Origin of the sequence: Micromonospora psammae (genome assembly GCF_036902725.1) — a bacterium.
Taxonomy (GTDB): domain Bacteria; phylum Actinomycetota; class Actinomycetes; order Mycobacteriales; family Micromonosporaceae; genus Micromonospora.
Genome location: NZ_JBAKHM010000039.1, coordinates 21,975 through 36,923, shown reverse-complemented (window position 1 = coordinate 36,923; position 14,949 = coordinate 21,975). Strand labels below are relative to the sequence as shown.

Sequence of the window (14,949 nt, the reverse complement as noted above, 5' to 3'; positions counted from 1 at the left end):
CTTGGTCTGGAAACTACGGGCGGTCCCGTCGTCGACTGGCCCGACGCCGACGGTGAACCACCGCGTGGCCGCCACTGGAAGACCGCACCCCTGCGCGATGGGCGGCAGGACTTTCGTACGTTTGGCTCGACGACGGAGCCACCGACGCCGACCGACGGTGGATCGCGGCACAACACCCACAACCAGCACTGCTACGCCACGTCGATCCATACCTGGGCTGAGCGACGTCGACCTCACAGCGGTGCGCCAATGGCTTCATCAGCGAGAGGAAGGCGGCTGATCACCTGCGCACCTTCCTGACGGCGACGGTGGCTATCCTTCTGCGATGCTGACGCGGCGCCTAGTGGTGGTTTGGTGAAGACGTACCGACGTCGCGGGCATTGGCGAACAAGTTCGGGCGGCACCCGGCACTGGGTGACCACCCACAAGGTGACCCGCTCGTCTGCCAGGTCCTCCGCACCTCGGTGGACCTATGCGAGATCATCTTCCACGGCGTCAGCGACGCCACCGCGAAGCCGCGAAGGCGCGTCCAGCAGCGCGGTGGGGTGGATCAGCCCGAATGCCCGCTGCCCGACCTGTGGCGCGGCGGTCTACTTCTACGCCAATGAGCACGGCAGCCGCGTCTTCTTCGATGACCTGGGACCGCCGTGGCCCAAGCATCCGTGCACTGACAACCCCACGCGGCAGGTGACAGCAGTCGGTAATCGTCAGGCGCCCAGCGTCCGTGACTTCAGTGTCACCCAGCGCCCGAGCGATGTGCGCGACCGCCGATGGAAGACGCACGTGGTCGAGGGCGTCACGATCGAAGGCGGCCAGTCGCAGATCACTCTTGAGCCGCTCGGTGGGTCTGGGCGACTCTCCTGGACCGTGTCAAGGCCGTTGCCCCTGCAGGCGGGCGACCTCGTGTTCGTGAGGGCACGGCAGATGTCGTATTTCGACGCCGACGCGTGCGAACCCGCGGTCGTCGAGGATGCCAGGCGCGCCGCTCAGATCGCTCAAAGGTTGATCACCGAACGGGATAAGCAGCACGTCCTGGCGACGCTCGCCGCACGAGTCGCCGCAGGCGAGATGACGCTCGACGAGACGGCGGGCGTGACGGTCGCCGTCCAAGCCGCCCGAACTCGCGGCGAGCTCGCCGACGCACTCAAGATCAGAGTCACGGACCTGAAGGTCGCGCCCCCTCGCCCCGGCGACCTGTGGTTGCTCGCGATCGCGTTCGTGCTTATGGTCGGGGCGACCAGCGCCGCTGAGGGTGGACGCTCCTTCCTGATGATGCTTCCCGGACTGCTGCTCATGGCGACGGCGGTCTACCGTCTCAACCCGGATGTGGAGCGTGGGCCCAGGGTCGTCCTTGCCGTGTTGACAGCCCTGGTGGCGATCTGTCCCGCCGGTGTGCTCGGCGGTGCGATCCAGGTCGAGATCCTCCATCGCTGACCGTGGGGCATGAACGGCTTGAGCCTTACCCGCTTGGGCGGACAATTTCAGACTTGTGGGCTGACTGCCCGCGAGAGTCTGCAAGGTGGCTGGTCTGCCTCGATCAGACGTCGTCGGGATGTCACGATCGCCTGTCAGCTTGGCGGAGCATCGCGTCCAGTTCGGGGTCGGGCATGAGCTGCCGGACCTCTTGCGCGCAGCGGCAGGCGACGGCGAACTTGGCAGCCCACGCCAGCGCCTCTTCGCGCGAGGCCACGTCGACGACCACGAACCCGCCAATGACCTCCTTGGTCTCCGGGTAAGGGCCGTCGGTGACCATCCCGTCGGTGGTCAGGACGCTCGCCCGCTGCCTTTCCAGTCCGGCACCGAATACCCACACGCCGGCGTTCACGGCCTCCTGGACAACCGCGTGCGAGGCCTTGGCCACGTCGGGGATCTCCTCGCCGGGGATGTGGTCCATCGCGCCGTCATCGAACGAGATCAAGTACCGCGTCATCCCATCACTCCCTCGTCCCGGCGGCCTCCTCCGGCCGCCTCCCACCTGTTCCACGAACGACTCGCCCCGAATCCGACGCTGTGCCAAAGATTCTTTACGGGACCTTGGCCGGTCGACCGCTGCGAGGCCCGGTCGGACCCGGATCGGGACAGCGACCCGAGCATGAGGCCGCCAGCGGAGAATCGGGTTGCTCCGCCCGCACCCCGCTGGCAGTGTCGCCCCATGTCGACCTTCTCCGCACCCGACGGGACCGAACTCGCCTACCACGTGTTCGGAGACGGTCCCCCGCTGATCTGCATTCCCGGCGGACCGATGCGGGCCTCCGAGTACCTCGGTGACCTCGGTGGCCTGTCGACGCACCGGCAGTTGATCATGCTGGACGTCAGGGGAACCGGCGAGTCGGCGACCCCGCAGGACGTCGCCTCCTACCGCTGCGACCGACTCGTCGACGACGTGGAAGCCCTGCGCGAGCACCTGGGCCTGGACCGGATGGACCTGCTCGCGCACTCCGCCGGCGCGAACCTGGCCGCGCTGTACGTCGGCCGGCATCCGGAACGCGTCGGCAGGCTCGTGCTGGTCACGCCGAGCGTCATGGCCGTCGGCATCGCGATCCCGGGCGAGCTGCGGCTGGAGACCGCGCGGCTGCGCCGGGACGAGCCATGGTTCCCGGCCGCATACGCCGCGCTGGAAGCGGTCGCCGCGGACCGGGCGACCGCGGAGTCGTTCCAGGCGATCGCCCCGTTCTTCTACGGCCGCTGGGACGACACGGCGCAGGCCCACCATGCGGCGCAGGAGGCGCAGCGCAACGACGAGGCCGCCGCCGTGTTCGGTGGCGAGGGGGCCTTCGACCCGGAGGCCACGCGCGCGGCGTTCGCCCGGTTCGCCTCGCCGGTCCTGCTGCTGGGTGGGGAGGGCGACCTGAATCCTCCGCCCCGCACGCTGGCTGAGTTCGCCGGCATCTTCCCCAACGCCCAGGCGGTCGTCCAGCCCGGAGCCGGGCACTTCCCCTGGCTCCACGACGCCGACCGGTTCGTGACGGCCACTGCAGCCTTCCTGAGGTGACGACGACGACGGTGGTCCGCCGGCCCGTGGCGGCGACGCGACGCCCCGAGACCCGGTGACGGCCGGCTCGCCCGAGCACGGGGTTAAGGAAGAGCGGTACAGCGGTTAGCGGTGAGAAGGATCTTGTTGTGCGTTCTCACATATACGTTCACTGCGGCCGAGAGAGATATTTTCTGGCCGGAATATCAATGCCTATTCACAGCCATCGAACGGGGACCTGATAACTCGCATTCAGAAGTTCAGCGGATCGGCAGCGGGCGCTGCGCGTGGTGACACCAGCCGGGGTGGTTGCGCCAGCGGTGTGCGGGCGGCGGTCTCATAGCATGAGAGGATGACGAATCGTCGGCATTTGCGGTTGATGAGCGACTACGGCGCCGGCTGGCCGCTGTGGGACGCACAGGGTGCTGTGGATCCGTCGGCCTTCGACATCTCCCCAGCCCTGACCCGTCGTCTCCAGGCATGGCAGGAGCACTTCGAGGAACACTTCCACTACGACACGGGCTGGCAGTCAACCGAGGACGCCGCAGTGTATGCCGAGGAGGGCAAGACCTTACGACGCCTGCTGGCCATCGAGATCGGCTGGCGGGCGGACGTGGAGCTGGACCTCTGGCCGATCCCGGCGAACTGACCGATCTCGCCGGGCAGCGTGATAACGCCCTCTGCGCCGGTGCCTTACCCGCCCAGCCGTATCTGGCCAGCGCGGCGACCCGGTTGACCGGCACCGCCTGTACCTGCGCCGCGCCGGCGCCGATCCCCAGCACTTCACTCACCCGGGCCAGCGCCTTCGACATGGCCAGGCCCGAATCGCTGCGCGGCGCCGTGCGCAGCCGCTCCAGCTCGGAGACCTTCTTGCCCTCCGGGACCTCCAGCAGGTCCCGCAACCGCAGCGGCAACTCAACCGGAGCACGCGTACGAGGTCAGCGGCGGCGCCACCACAGGCGCCAGCGGCGGCGCGGCCGGGACCTCGGCGCCGCCGGCGCCTGCTGCGCCGTCGCGGCGACCCGCTCCGCCGCCGCCCGCTCCCGGTCCGCGCGCCACCGGCGGACCACGTCCTCGACGTTGACCGGCCGCACCACGACGCGAGGACCGGTCGGGGTACGCAGCCACGCCATGATCTCGGCGTTCAGCGCGCCGACGTACGTCCGCACGGACTCCTCCGTCGGCAGGTCACGCACCTCCGCCGGCACCCGTTCGACCCGGCGGCGCAGTTGCAGCGGGGTGGGCAGCAGCAGCTCGGAGGGGAGCGCCTCGCGCTCCAGGAAACTCTTGATCCACCAGGACTCGTCGTACGGCGCGTCCCGGCCCGGGATCGGCTTACCCATACCGGGCAGGTTGTCGAACTCGCCGCGCTCCTGGGCGGAGCGGATCTGCGCCTCGACCGCCGCTTCCCACGCGTTGCTCACCGCTGGCACCTCCCCCGCATTCACCGTAACCGGCACACCGGCAGGGTTCAGCGCCTGCGGCCGGCCCGGCATTCCCCGCCGGCAAGGGCGACGGGGGCGGCGTACCTTGCCGGGCAGGACCGGGAGGAGGACACCGTGCGGGACTGGCTGATCGGCCTCGCGGTGGCGATGACCTGCCTGGTGGCCAGCTGGGCGTTGCTGGTGCTGCTGGCCCGGCGGCTGCCGCCGGGCATCCTGCGCGACCTGGCGGCGTTCATCCCGGACTGTCTGACCGCGGTGCGCCGGCTACGCGCCGACCCGCGGGTGCCGCGCCGGGCGAAGGTGGCCATGCTCGTCGCCGGGCTGTGGCTGGCCAGCCCGATCGACCTGATCCCGGAGTTCCTGCCGGTCATCGGGCCGCTCGACGACATCGTGGTGGTCGCCCTGGCGCTGCGCTACGCCGGCCGGCAGGTGCCCCGCGAGGTGCTGCTCGCCGCCTGGCCGGGTGAACCGAGGCTGCTACTGCGCCTGCTCGGGCCGGCCGCTGCAGCACGACCATCGGTGTGAGCGACACCACCGGCGTCGTGACCCGATCCGGCGCCGCGTCTCAACCGCGCTGGCGGACGTGCCGGTGCCCGGCGAGCGGGAACGGCGGACGGGCGGGCAGCACCTCGACGAACGCGTACCCGGTCTTCTCCGCCACCCGGCAGGAGGCCGGGTTGTCGATCTGGTGCAGCAGTTCCAGGCGGGTCAGCCCGCTGGCCGCGAACCGGGTGAACGCCCACCCGGTGACCGCCTCCAGAGCGCGGGACGCCACCCCGCGTCCCCGTGCCGACGCCGCCGTCCAGTAGCCCACCTCGGCGTAGGCGCGACCGGGCACCACGTCCTTGAGCAGGACGCAGGCCACGACCCGATGCTCCCCCGTCGCCGGCTCGGGCTCGCAGACGGCGAAGCTGAAGCGGCGGCCCGCCGCCCAGCCCTGCCGGTTGCGCGCCACCCACCGCCGGGCGTCGGCGGCGGTGACCAACGGGTCGCGGGTCCGCGCCCGCAGGACCGGATCACGGTACGTCTCCAACAGCACGTCCACGTCGTCGTCGCGCCAGCAGCGCAGCATGAGTTCGGGGGCGGACACGGTCGCCGGGGCCTGCAGGGTCGTGGACACCTGAGCAGTCTCGCGCGTGACCGCGCGTCCCGACACCCCTACTAAGCCGGTTCGCGCGCGCCCGGGGGCGACGGCCGGGCGTAGGGTCGCGAGGAAACGGCGAAGACGGGGGCGTCGATGGTCACGTTCGGTGCGGTGGCGGGAATCGCCCTGCTGGCGTTGGGTCTGGTGCTCACTCCCGGACCGAACATGGTCTACCTGGTGTCCCGGTCGGTGACCCAGGGCCGGCGCGCCGGGCTGGTCTCCCTGCTCGGCGTGGCCGTCGGGTTCCTGGTCTACCTGGCGGCGGCGGTCGCCGGGATCACCGCCGTGTTCGTGCTGGTACCGCCGCTGTACACGGCGGTGAAGCTGGCCGGCGCGGCGTACCTGCTCTGGTTGGCCTGGCGGACGGTGCGTCCGGGTGGGCGCTCGGCGTTCACCCCGGCGCCGCTGCCGCCGGATCGACCGCGGCGGCTGTTCGCCATGGGCCTGGTCACCAACCTGCTCAACCCGAAGATCGCCATCCTGTACGTCTCCCTGCTGCCGCAGTTCGTCGACCCGGCGCGCGGTCACGTGGCGGTGCAGAGCCTGCTGCTCGGGCTGACCCAGATCGCGATCGCGCTGACCGTCAACGCGTTGATCGTGCTGACGGCCGGGTCGGTGTCGGCGTTGCTGACCCGCCGTCCGGCGTGGGCGCGGGCGCAGCGTTACGTGATGGGCGCCGTGCTGGCCGGCCTGGCGGTGCGGATCGCCGCCGACCGGTCCCGCGCCGCGGTCGCCGCACCCTAGCGCCGGGCCGCCAGGTGCTGCGGGCACGAGTCGGTCCGCACGGCGCGATCGATCGCGCCGTGCGGACCGGCCGGTACCACGGGGTCAGTCCGCTCAGCGCTCCTGGCGTCCGAGCCACTCGCGGTAGGCGGTGGGGGCGATGACGGCGCCGTCCTTGGCGATGAGGGCGTCGCCGGGCACGGCGGCGAACATGCCGGCGCTGTCGTCGGTGGTGACGGTGCGCTGGTCGCCGCGGGCGGCGAGGGTGATCCTGCCCAGTTCGTCGAGCGGGAAGACGTCCGGGCCGGCGACGTCCCGGATGCCCTGAAGGGGGCTGCCCGCGCTGACGTCGGCGACGGCCCGGGCGACATCGGTCGCGGCCATCGGCTGTACGGGGGTGCGGGGCAGGCGGACGGTGTTCTCGTCGGCGGTCCAGGACAGGACCGCGTCCATGAACTCGAAGAACTGGGTGGCGCGGACGATCGAGTACGGCAGGCGGCCGGCCTTGAGGACGTCCTCCTGGAGGACCTTGGCGCGGTAATAGGCCAGGTCGGGAACCTGGTCGACGCCGACGATGGAGAGGATCACCGCGTGGCCGACTCCCGCGCGCTGCGCGGCGGCCAGGAGGTTGTCCATGCTCGTGCGGAAGAAGTCGGACGAGGCCTCGTCGAAGGTCGGCGAGTTGGTCAGGTTGACGACGACCTGGGCGCCCTGCAGCGCCTCGGGCAGGCCCTGCCCGCTGAGGAGGTCCACGCCGGTGGACAGCGAGTGCGGCACCGCCTCGTGCCCGGCCTCCTGCAGGAGCTTGACGACCTGCGACCCGATGAGCCCGGTCCCGCCGATCACGGCGATCTTCATGTTCACACCTTTCCCTGGAGCAAGCTCCTTGGCAGCTGGTCCGGTTCGCCGCACCGCAGCCGAAACTCGGACATCTTCTGTCCGGGAATATACTCGGACAGAAGATGACCGGGTTCCGGGGGTGTGGCTAGGGTGGACCGATGAAAATGTCCGGCGGGGTCGAATGGGCGCTGCACTGCTGTGTGGTCCTGACTACCAGCAGCAGACCCGTCCCGGCGGCCAAACTGGCGCAACTGCACGACGTCTCCGGCAGCTACCTCGCCAAGCAGCTCCAGTCCCTGTCCCGCGCCGGGCTCATCCACTCCGTTCAGGGCAAGTCCGGGGGCTACGCGCTGACCCGCGCGCCGGAGAGCATCACCGTGCTCGACGTGGTGCGGGCGGTCGACGGCGCGGGCCCCGCCTTCGCCTGCACGGAGATTCGCCAGCGCGGCCCGTTGGCGGCCCCGGCCGACGCCTGCACCACACCGTGCGCGATCGCCCGCGCCATGGCCGCGGCCGAGCAGGCCTGGCATCAGGCCCTCGCCGCGGTCACGATCGCCGATCTCGCTCGCGACGTCGACGCGGACTCCGGCCCTGAGGCGTTGGCCGGCGTGCGCGGCTGGCTCGAGGGGGAAAGGGACGGCTGACCGGCGAGCACCGGCCGGGACGGCGGATCAGACCAGGGCTCGGGCCTCGTCCGGGCTCAGGTCGTGCCCGGCGGCGACCAGTGCCTCGAACCGCTCCCGACCGAGCGCGGCGAGCAGCCGTTCGCCGGTCCGCTCCAGGTCGTCGCGCTCGGCGGGCGCGGCGGCGAACCCCGCGGCGAGCCGAGCGGCGGCCGCCGCGCCGAGCAGCCGGGCGGCCACCTCCGGCTCCGACCGGGCGGCGGCCGAGGCGATGCCTTCGAGGGCGCCGACCGCGTCGCGGGGGGCACCCATCGCCTGCGCCGCGTCGAACGCCTCGACGTGCCGGGCCAGTCCGGTCGCCGGATCGCCGCCCTGCTCGGCGGCGTATCCCAGCTCGGTCAGCACCATCGGCAGGTACAGCGCCGGCCGGGCGTCGCGGTGGGCCAGCTCCACCAGGTGCTCAAGGTGGCCGACGGCCACGTCGAGCTTGCCGTCGCGGCGGGCGGCGAAGCCGAGGCCCAGCTCGGCGAAGACCAGGGCGCCCGGCGAGTCCTGCTCGACGGCCAGCTGGTAGGCCCGCTCCCCCAGTTCCCGGGCCTGCGCGTAGTCGCGGGTCTGCACCGCGAGCCAGGCCAGCCAGGACAGCTTGCTGCCCACCTCGGGCCAGAGCGACAGCTCCTGCGCCCAGCTCAGGCCCGCCCGGTGCAGGGCGGCGGCGCGGTCGTACTCCCCGGTCAGTTCGGCCAGGCCACCCACCCAGTCGGTGGCCTGCAGCCGGCCCCAGCGGTCACCCAGCTCGGCGAAGAGCTCCGCGCAGCGGGTGCCGTGCCGTTGCAGGGCGGCCACGTCCCCGGCGGCGTGGGCGAGTTTGGCGCGGCTGCCCAGCACCGCGGCCTCGGTCCACGGGTCGGCGGACCGGGCGGCTTCGGCGAGCAGCTCGGTGGCCAGGGCCACCTCGCTGCGCTCGATCAGCGCGGCGGCCACGAACCAGGTGCCGCGGCTGTCGTCGTACCCGTGTAGGTCGGCGGTGTCGACCGGTTCGCCGCGCAGCAGCGCGAAGCCCACCCGCCAGGCGGCGGCCCGGGCACGTGCGGTGGGGTCACCGTCGAGCGCCAACGCCCGGTGGGCCTCGGTGAACCGGCCGCGCAGGAACCAGTACCAGCTCAGGGCGGTGGCCAGCCGCAGCCCGCCGCCGTGGGCGAGCGCCGACCGCAGGTTGGCGTCCTCGGCGTCCAGCCGGGCCAGCCACTCGGCCTGGCGGGGACCGCGCAGCTCGGGGTCGGCGCGTTCGGCCAGGTCGGTGAAGTACGCGGCGTGCCGGGCCCGGACCGCGGCCGGGTCGGCGAGGCGGTCGAGGCAGAACGCGGCGACCGACTCGAGCAGCCGGTACCGCGGGCCGGCTGCGGTGTCGTCCATGACCAGCAGGGACCGGTCGACCAGGCGGGCCAGCACGTCCAGGTCGGCGGCGCAGACCGCCTCGGCGGCGTCGAGGGTGGCGCCGTCGCTGAACACCGCGAGCCGGGCCAGCACCTGGCGGTCGGCGTCGTCGAGGAGGTCCCAGCTCCAGCCGATCACGGCGGCGAGGGTGCGCTGCCGGGGCGGCATGTCCCGCTGCTCGGTGGCGAGCAGGGCGAACCGGTCGTCGAGGCGCTGCACCACGCCGGTGACGCCCAGCGCGCGGACCCGGGTCGCGGCCAGCTCCAGGGCCAGCGGCAGGCCGTCCAGGCGGCGGCAGAGCTGCGCGACGGCCGGCGCGGTCCGGTCGTCCAGGCGGAAGCCGCGCTGCTGGGCGGCGGCGCGGGCGGTGAAGAGCCGGGCCGCGGCGGAGCGGCGGACCGCGTCCGGATCACGGTCGTGCTCCGGTACGGCCAGCGGCGGCACCTCCCACACCAGCTCGCCGGTGAGCCCGAGCGCCTCCCGGCTGGTCGCCAGCACGGTGACCCCGGCGGCGTCCCGCAGCAGCCGGGCCACCAGGTCGGCGGCGGGCGCGATGACGTGCTCGCAGTTGTCCAGCACGAGCAGCAGCCGCCGGTGCCGCAGCGCGGCGAGCAGCCGGTCGGTGGCCGCGACGCTAGCGCCGGCCGCCTCGTGGACGTCCAGGGTGGCCAGCACCCGGTCGGCGACGCCGGCGTCGCCGGGCGGCAGCGCGGCCAGTTCGACCAGGTGGACGCCGTCGGGGTGGGACTGCTCGCGGGCGGCCTCGGTGGCCAGCCGGGTCTTGCCGACCCCGCCCGGCCCGGTGAGCGTGACCAGTCGCCGCCGCGGGATCAGCGCCCGCAGCTCGGTCAGGGCCTCGGCCCGGCCGACCAGCTCGTCGAGGCGGGCGGGGAGGCTGTTGCGGATGCGGGCCGCGCGCGGTGGCCCGCTCAGGCCGGCGTCCTGGGCCAGGATCCGCCGGTGCAGGGCGACCAGCTCCGGACCGGGGTCGAGGCCGAGCTCCTCGGCGAGCCGGTCGCGCAGGTCGGCGTAGCTGTCCAGGGCCTCGCTCTGCCGGCCGGCGGCGTACAGGGCGCGCAGGTGCAGGGCGCGCAGGCCCTCCCGCAGCGGATGCCGGGCGACCAGGTCGGCCAGGTCCGCGGCGACCAGGTCGTGTTCGCCGCGGGCCAGGCGGGCCTCGGCGAGGCGTTCGTGCACGGCGAGCCGCTGCTCGGTCAGGCGGATCGACTCGGCGCGGACGTACCCGGAGTCGGCGAAGTCCGCGTACGGCTCGCCGCGCCACAGCCCGAGCGCCTCGGTCAACCGGTCGGCGTCCCCGGCGGTGGCCAGGTCGGCGAAGCGGTCGGCGTCGGTGACCGCGCGCAGCAGGTAGCCGGGCGGGCGGGACTCGACCAGGTCGCGGGCGCCCGGTTCGGCCGCGCCGAGGGCCTTGCGCAGCTGGGAGACCCGGACCTGCAGCGCGCCGGCCGGGTTGGCCGGCGGGTCGTCGCCCCAGAGGTCGTCGATGAGCCGGTCGGCGGAGACGACCTGGTTGCGGTTGGCCAGCAGGTCGGCCAGGAGCGCGCGGACCTTCACACCGGGCACGGTCACCGGCTCGCCGGCGTCGGTGGTGACGGCGAGCGGGCCCAGGACACCGAACCGCATGCCGGCCACCCTACAAGCCGTAAGCCGGCCGGAAGTGGACCGTAAGCGGCAGCGCGCACGGTGTGGGTGTCAGCCGATCGCAGAGAGGACCACGCTCATGAGCTACGCACCGGTCAACGGCCTGGACATGTACTACGAGGAGCACGGCAGCGACGCCGGCCGGCCGGTCGTCCTGATCCACGGGGCGCTGTCCGGGATCGGCACGTCCTTCGGCGCGATCCTGCCGATCCTGGCCAAGAGCCGCCGGGTGATCGCGGTGGAGTTGCAGGCGCACGGGCGCACCGCCGACATCGATCGTGACCTGACCGTGGAGGACTTCGCCGCCGACGTGGTGGCCCTGCTCGACCACCTCGGCATCGCCCGGGCCGACGTGTTCGGCTGGAGCATGGGCGCGGCGACGGCGCTGCGGCTGGGCACCGACCACGCCGACCGGGTCGGCCGGCTCGTGCTGGCCTCGGTGTGCTTCACCCTGGACGGCATGTATCCGGGCCTGCTCGACGGCATCCAGGACCTGCGGCCGGAACACCTGCACGGCTCGGAGTTCCACGAGGAGTACCTGCGCACCGCCCCGGACCCGGCCGGCTTCGCCACCCTGGTGGCCAAGGTCAAGCGGCTCGACAGCGACCTGCCGCAGTGGTCGGCCGACCAGATCCGGGCGGTCGCCGCGCCCGTGCTGCTGGTGCTGGGCGACTCGGACATCATCCGGCCGGCGCACGCGGTGCAGATGTTCACGCTGCTCGGCGGCGGGGTCCCGGGTGACCTGACCGGTCTGCCGCGGTGCCGGCTGGCGGTCCTGCCGGGCACCACCCACACCTCGCTGCCGCAGCGGGCCGAGTGGCTGGCCCCGATGGTCGACGAGTTTCTGGACGCCGAGGCCTGAGCGAATTGCCGGATCAGGCGGCCGGGTCCGCCGGCTCCGGCCGGCCGTCCGCCAGGCGCTGCGCGGTCCGGGCGAAGGAGGTGACCTCCGGCCGCGACGTCTGCCGGGGCCAGCCGAGGGCCAGCGTCGTGGCCGGCAGGTCCGACACCGCAACAGCGACCACGTCGGGTACGAGGCGGTCGGCGACGGACGAGCCGACGACGGTGACGAGCCGACCGAGTGCCACCAGGTCGAGGATCTCGTCCAGGCCCACCGGCGGGCACTGCTGCTGGTAGGTCGGCTCCTGCTGCAGTTCGGCGCGTTGTTCTTGGTCCGGAAACTACCGGGAGGCCATTACCTCGTGCTTTTCCAGCGGGTGCCGTAGTCGGTGATCCTGCCGCTCTGAGCGTTGCGCTCCGTGTCATGGACAGGTTCACCAGGCCGTAGGCGTGCAGCACACGTTGGCTGCGCCAGGTGTTGTCCTTCAACCCGAACTGGCTGCGGTGTTCCTGCACCGCGAACACACCGGAGGCGGCGTGAGCGAGCGGGAAGGCTGCCCGTCGGGCTGAGATGGCGAGAAACACGGCGATCTGGGTACTGGTCAGCGTACGGGCGAGGGCTGGACCGCGACGGCGACTGGATCCCGGACGAACCGCAGGTATTGAACCGCCGCGAAGGGCGTCTTCGGCACCGCCAAGGGCCCCGGAGCGGGCGTCGCCGGGCTGGTACGGCCGAGAAGGCGCGGTCGTCAGGACACGGATGAGGAGCATGGCTAGGGCCGTGACCAGGAACGTCCACGGCGGTGGCTGACGGTTTCCCGGAGAATCGGCGAAGCCGTCCGGAGGTTGCCTCCGGACGGCTTCTGAGCCGCTCGTGTTCCTCAAGCGAGAGCCTGCGAGATCCGGCTCGCCGGCTACGAGGTGTGGGGGTTGTCCCGGAAGTCCGCGTCGCACTTGAGCGAGGATCCGAGATCGACGCAGACCTGCAGGCCGGCCTTCATGATGTCACGGGTGGTGTTCAGCTCCTTGCCGTCGTACGGACCCCACGGGGCGCTTTCGCAGGTGCCGTCGTCCTCGTGCCAAACGCCGTTGGCCCACGTGCCGTCCCGGAGGAGGGCGCGCGCCCGGGCGATGACCCGGTAGCCGTCACCCGGGCAGGTGTCGTTGATGACCCAGTTGTTGTAGGTCACCGAACGTGCCGAGGTGAAGTTGAGGTCCGCGTACGTCGTTCCGCCCGAGTCACCGCCGGACGGGTACGTCTGGACATGGACGGAGACGTGGCCGTCGTCGGCCATGGCCGGTGTCGGGCTGGCAACCAGCAGCGCGGCGGCAGCCGCCCCGATACCGAGGGTCTTCAGGGAAAAACGCACGGCGCAACTCCTTCTCACTGAACGGTTCCGTTCGATCACGGAGAACGCCCATATTCTCTTCTCCGGAGCCGCGGTGTCCATCTCTCGATCGAAACCGGTCACGCTCTTCCGGCCGGCACCGTGCGGGCCGGGGCCGGCGTACCGGGTGCCACCGATCCGGCGCGCCGAGCGGGCCGCCGGGCCGACCGGCTGCCCGACCCGGGCGACGTGCAGCAGCCGCTCCGGCACCACCTCCAGCGTCGAGCCGAGCGCGGCGCGGGTGGCCGGCGCGTCGATGAGCTGGCTCAGCGGGTGCGCCGCCATGCCGTCCGCGTGCGGGGTCAGCCAGGTACACATCAGCGCCCGCGGCGTGAAACCGGGAGCGATCCTGCGGGAGATCGTGGAGGCGCACTACGCCACGCTCGACGCCGCTGGCGACGAGCCGATTACCGTGTTGCCCGCCGACGTCGTCCGCGCGCTGGCCCAGGTTGCCCGCCGGGAGCGTCCCGCCGCCGCGTAGGGCGATGTCACACGCTAAGCGCCACAAGCCGGACGCAGGCAAGGAGCCTGCGGGACGTTGACCTCCGGGCCGGCGCCCCGGTCACTGATTCGGCATGTAGTTGATCGGCAGGCCCTCGCCGTAGCGGTGGCCCTCCCCGGTCAGAATCTGCGCCCCGTGCTCCAGCGACGCCAGCACCGTCGTAGCCAGGTCGACCCGACTGGTGACGCCCAGCCAGTACGACAGCTCCAACCAGTCCTCGCCCCACGTGGGCAGCAACGCGCAAGCATCCATCGCCAGCAACGTGTGCAGGTCTTCCCGGTCCTTCGGGTCGGTCGCCAGCCGCAAGGCCTCAGCCACGGTGACTGCGGTGACCCCGAAGCGCTGCCGGTCGGTGATGACCTCACCCACCGGCTCCACGGCGTGGATCGACCCAGCCACGTATGCCAGCATCGCCGAGCGGTCCAGCACCAGGGTGACCGGGGGCAGCTCGTCCCCGGGGGTCACGCGGCAGACGCCGGCTGGTCTCCGCTGGCCAATTCCTGCTTCATATGCTCGCGGACCCGCTCGCGCACGGCCGCGAATCGCTCCGCGGGCCACTCGGCCTGTACTGCGTACCGGCGGGCGCGGGCGGCGGCCATGCCCTCCGAGGTCAGCGACACCCCGCGGCGAACCTGCTCGTCACGGAACTGCTCCCACGCCCTCTGGGCGCGCACGGCCCCGGTTACGTAGGCGCTCGCCTTGCCTGGGCCCTGCTGCTCCAGCGTCTCAGCTACGTCCTGGGGGACGGAGATCGACAGCTTCTTCACCGTGGTCATACCAACCAGCGTACGCCGGTAGCACCCCCACGTGAAGCAACACCAGGCACCAGGAACTCTCACGGCGATCCGCTGCACGACCCGCGAGGTCCACGTCCAGATCATCTTTGATCCGCCCGGCACATGCGGCATGACATCCCGGACGAGGAGATCATCGATCGTGCGCTGTCCACCGAGCTGCTCGCGGGAAGGCCGGTGACCGTGGTCACCTACGACACCGGGATGGCGATGCGCGCGAAGGCGGCCGGTTTGCAGGTCGTGAAGCTGGAGCACAAGCTGGGCGACGAACCGAAGCAGTGAAGTGCCGGCTGGCCGATCGTGTTGCCGGCGTCCGGCGTGCTGCGCTCGATACCGTGGGATATATGACTAATCTCAACGCCTGGTGGGAGTCCTTGCCCGAGGGTGACCGTGACCTGTTCATCGAGCACGTCGACACCGCGCCGCTGCCGGCTGAGGTGGTGGAGCGATTCACCGACTCGGGTCAGCTGATCGCCGGAACTCGGTGGGTGGAGTCCGACGACGGATACACCTTCCACTGGCCGTCCTGGGTCCGGGAGTTTTTGGTGGAGAAGACCAAGCAGTCGGCCTGATCGCGGAC

The 14,949-nt window shown here is 72.0% G+C and carries 19 protein-coding genes; 10 read left to right on the top strand and 9 right to left on the bottom strand.

Annotated features, from left to right (window positions below; translation table 11 throughout):
• Positions 1–540: 540 nt before the first annotated feature.
• A complete protein-coding gene (locus V6U79_RS28545) occupies positions 541–1,434 on the top strand; it encodes a DUF1707 domain-containing protein (protein WP_334616572.1) in 894 nt (297 codons plus the stop codon).
• A gap of 121 nt (positions 1,435–1,555) precedes the next feature.
• Here V6U79_RS28545 and V6U79_RS28540 read toward each other — a convergent pair whose 3' ends face one another.
• A complete protein-coding gene (locus V6U79_RS28540; RefSeq protein WP_334616570.1) occupies positions 1,556–1,930 on the bottom strand; it encodes a YciI family protein in 375 nt (124 codons plus the stop codon).
• A gap of 222 nt (positions 1,931–2,152) precedes the next feature.
• Here V6U79_RS28540 and V6U79_RS28535 point away from each other — a divergent pair, with 222 nt between their 5' ends.
• Entirely contained in the window at positions 2,153–2,992 is an 840-nt protein-coding gene (locus V6U79_RS28535; RefSeq protein WP_334616569.1) for an alpha/beta fold hydrolase, read from the top strand.
• A 331-nt stretch (positions 2,993–3,323) separates the two neighbouring features.
• Complete coding sequence (locus V6U79_RS28530) at positions 3,324–3,620, top strand: immunity protein CdiI family protein (protein ID WP_334616568.1); 297 nt, start codon at positions 3,324–3,326, stop codon at positions 3,618–3,620.
• A gap of 289 nt (positions 3,621–3,909) precedes the next feature.
• Here V6U79_RS28530 and V6U79_RS28525 read toward each other — a convergent pair whose 3' ends face one another.
• Complete coding sequence (locus V6U79_RS28525) at positions 3,910–4,395, bottom strand: DnaJ family domain-containing protein (RefSeq protein WP_334616567.1); 486 nt, start codon at positions 4,393–4,395, stop codon at positions 3,910–3,912.
• 135 nt (positions 4,396–4,530) lie between these two features.
• Here V6U79_RS28525 and V6U79_RS28520 point away from each other — a divergent pair, with 135 nt between their 5' ends.
• Entirely contained in the window at positions 4,531–4,941 is a 411-nt protein-coding gene (locus tag V6U79_RS28520) for a YkvA family protein (protein ID WP_334616566.1), read from the top strand.
• Positions 4,942–4,981: 40 nt separating this feature from the next.
• On the opposite strand, the gene V6U79_RS28515 is transcribed toward V6U79_RS28520, so the two are convergent.
• Entirely contained in the window at positions 4,982–5,536 is a 555-nt protein-coding gene (locus V6U79_RS28515) for a GNAT family N-acetyltransferase (protein WP_334616565.1), read from the bottom strand.
• A 117-nt stretch (positions 5,537–5,653) separates the two neighbouring features.
• Here V6U79_RS28515 and V6U79_RS28510 point away from each other — a divergent pair, with 117 nt between their 5' ends.
• Positions 5,654–6,304: a LysE family translocator gene (locus tag V6U79_RS28510; protein ID WP_334616564.1), complete on the top strand. Its 651-nt coding sequence runs from the start codon at positions 5,654–5,656 to the stop codon at positions 6,302–6,304.
• A 93-nt stretch (positions 6,305–6,397) separates the two neighbouring features.
• Here the strand turns inward: V6U79_RS28510 and V6U79_RS28505 are convergent, their stop codons facing one another.
• Positions 6,398–7,141, bottom strand: coding sequence for an SDR family oxidoreductase (locus V6U79_RS28505; RefSeq protein ID WP_334616563.1), 744 nt, complete (start codon positions 7,139–7,141; stop codon positions 6,398–6,400).
• 140 nt (positions 7,142–7,281) lie between these two features.
• Here V6U79_RS28505 and V6U79_RS28500 point away from each other — a divergent pair, with 140 nt between their 5' ends.
• Positions 7,282–7,767, top strand: coding sequence for an RrF2 family transcriptional regulator (locus V6U79_RS28500; protein WP_334616562.1), 486 nt, complete (start codon positions 7,282–7,284; stop codon positions 7,765–7,767).
• Between the two features lie 27 nt (positions 7,768–7,794).
• Here the strand turns inward: V6U79_RS28500 and V6U79_RS28495 are convergent, their stop codons facing one another.
• A complete protein-coding gene (locus tag V6U79_RS28495; RefSeq protein ID WP_334616560.1) occupies positions 7,795–10,827 on the bottom strand; it encodes an AfsR/SARP family transcriptional regulator in 3,033 nt (1,010 codons plus the stop codon).
• A 97-nt stretch (positions 10,828–10,924) separates the two neighbouring features.
• Between V6U79_RS28495 and V6U79_RS28490 the strand changes: the two genes are divergently transcribed.
• Complete coding sequence (locus V6U79_RS28490) at positions 10,925–11,707, top strand: alpha/beta fold hydrolase (protein WP_334616559.1); 783 nt, start codon at positions 10,925–10,927, stop codon at positions 11,705–11,707.
• Between the two features lie 13 nt (positions 11,708–11,720).
• Here the strand turns inward: V6U79_RS28490 and V6U79_RS28485 are convergent, their stop codons facing one another.
• Together V6U79_RS28485 and V6U79_RS28480 are read right to left on the bottom strand one after the other, a co-directional pair.
• Complete coding sequence (locus V6U79_RS28485; protein WP_334616558.1) at positions 11,721–11,960, bottom strand: type 2 periplasmic-binding domain-containing protein; 240 nt, start codon at positions 11,958–11,960, stop codon at positions 11,721–11,723.
• Positions 11,961–12,599: 639 nt separating this feature from the next.
• On the bottom strand, positions 12,600–13,391 hold the full coding sequence (locus V6U79_RS28480; protein ID WP_334616556.1) for a hypothetical protein: 792 nt from the start codon (positions 13,389–13,391) through the stop codon (positions 12,600–12,602).
• A gap of 13 nt (positions 13,392–13,404) precedes the next feature.
• Between V6U79_RS28480 and V6U79_RS28475 the strand changes: the two genes are divergently transcribed.
• Positions 13,405–13,554, top strand: a complete 150-nt coding sequence (locus V6U79_RS28475) for a hypothetical protein (RefSeq protein WP_334616555.1) — start codon at positions 13,405–13,407, stop codon at positions 13,552–13,554.
• A gap of 81 nt (positions 13,555–13,635) precedes the next feature.
• Here the strand turns inward: V6U79_RS28475 and V6U79_RS28470 are convergent, their stop codons facing one another.
• Positions 13,636–13,986: a hypothetical protein gene (locus V6U79_RS28470; RefSeq protein ID WP_442933373.1), complete on the bottom strand. Its 351-nt coding sequence runs from the start codon at positions 13,984–13,986 to the stop codon at positions 13,636–13,638.
• Between the two features lie 50 nt (positions 13,987–14,036).
• Positions 14,037–14,351 (bottom strand): hypothetical protein, encoded by a 315-nt coding sequence (locus V6U79_RS28465; RefSeq protein ID WP_334616554.1) that lies wholly within the window; start codon positions 14,349–14,351, stop codon positions 14,037–14,039.
• Between the two features lie 123 nt (positions 14,352–14,474).
• Between V6U79_RS28465 and V6U79_RS28460 the strand changes: the two genes are divergently transcribed.
• Positions 14,475–14,651: a hypothetical protein gene (locus V6U79_RS28460; protein ID WP_334616553.1), complete on the top strand. Its 177-nt coding sequence runs from the start codon at positions 14,475–14,477 to the stop codon at positions 14,649–14,651.
• Between the two features lie 62 nt (positions 14,652–14,713).
• Positions 14,714–14,941 carry a hypothetical protein gene (locus V6U79_RS28455; protein ID WP_334616552.1) on the top strand — a complete coding sequence of 76 codons (228 nt, stop codon included), beginning with the start codon at positions 14,714–14,716 and terminating at the stop codon, positions 14,939–14,941.
• The last annotated feature ends 8 nt before the right edge of the window (positions 14,942–14,949 follow it).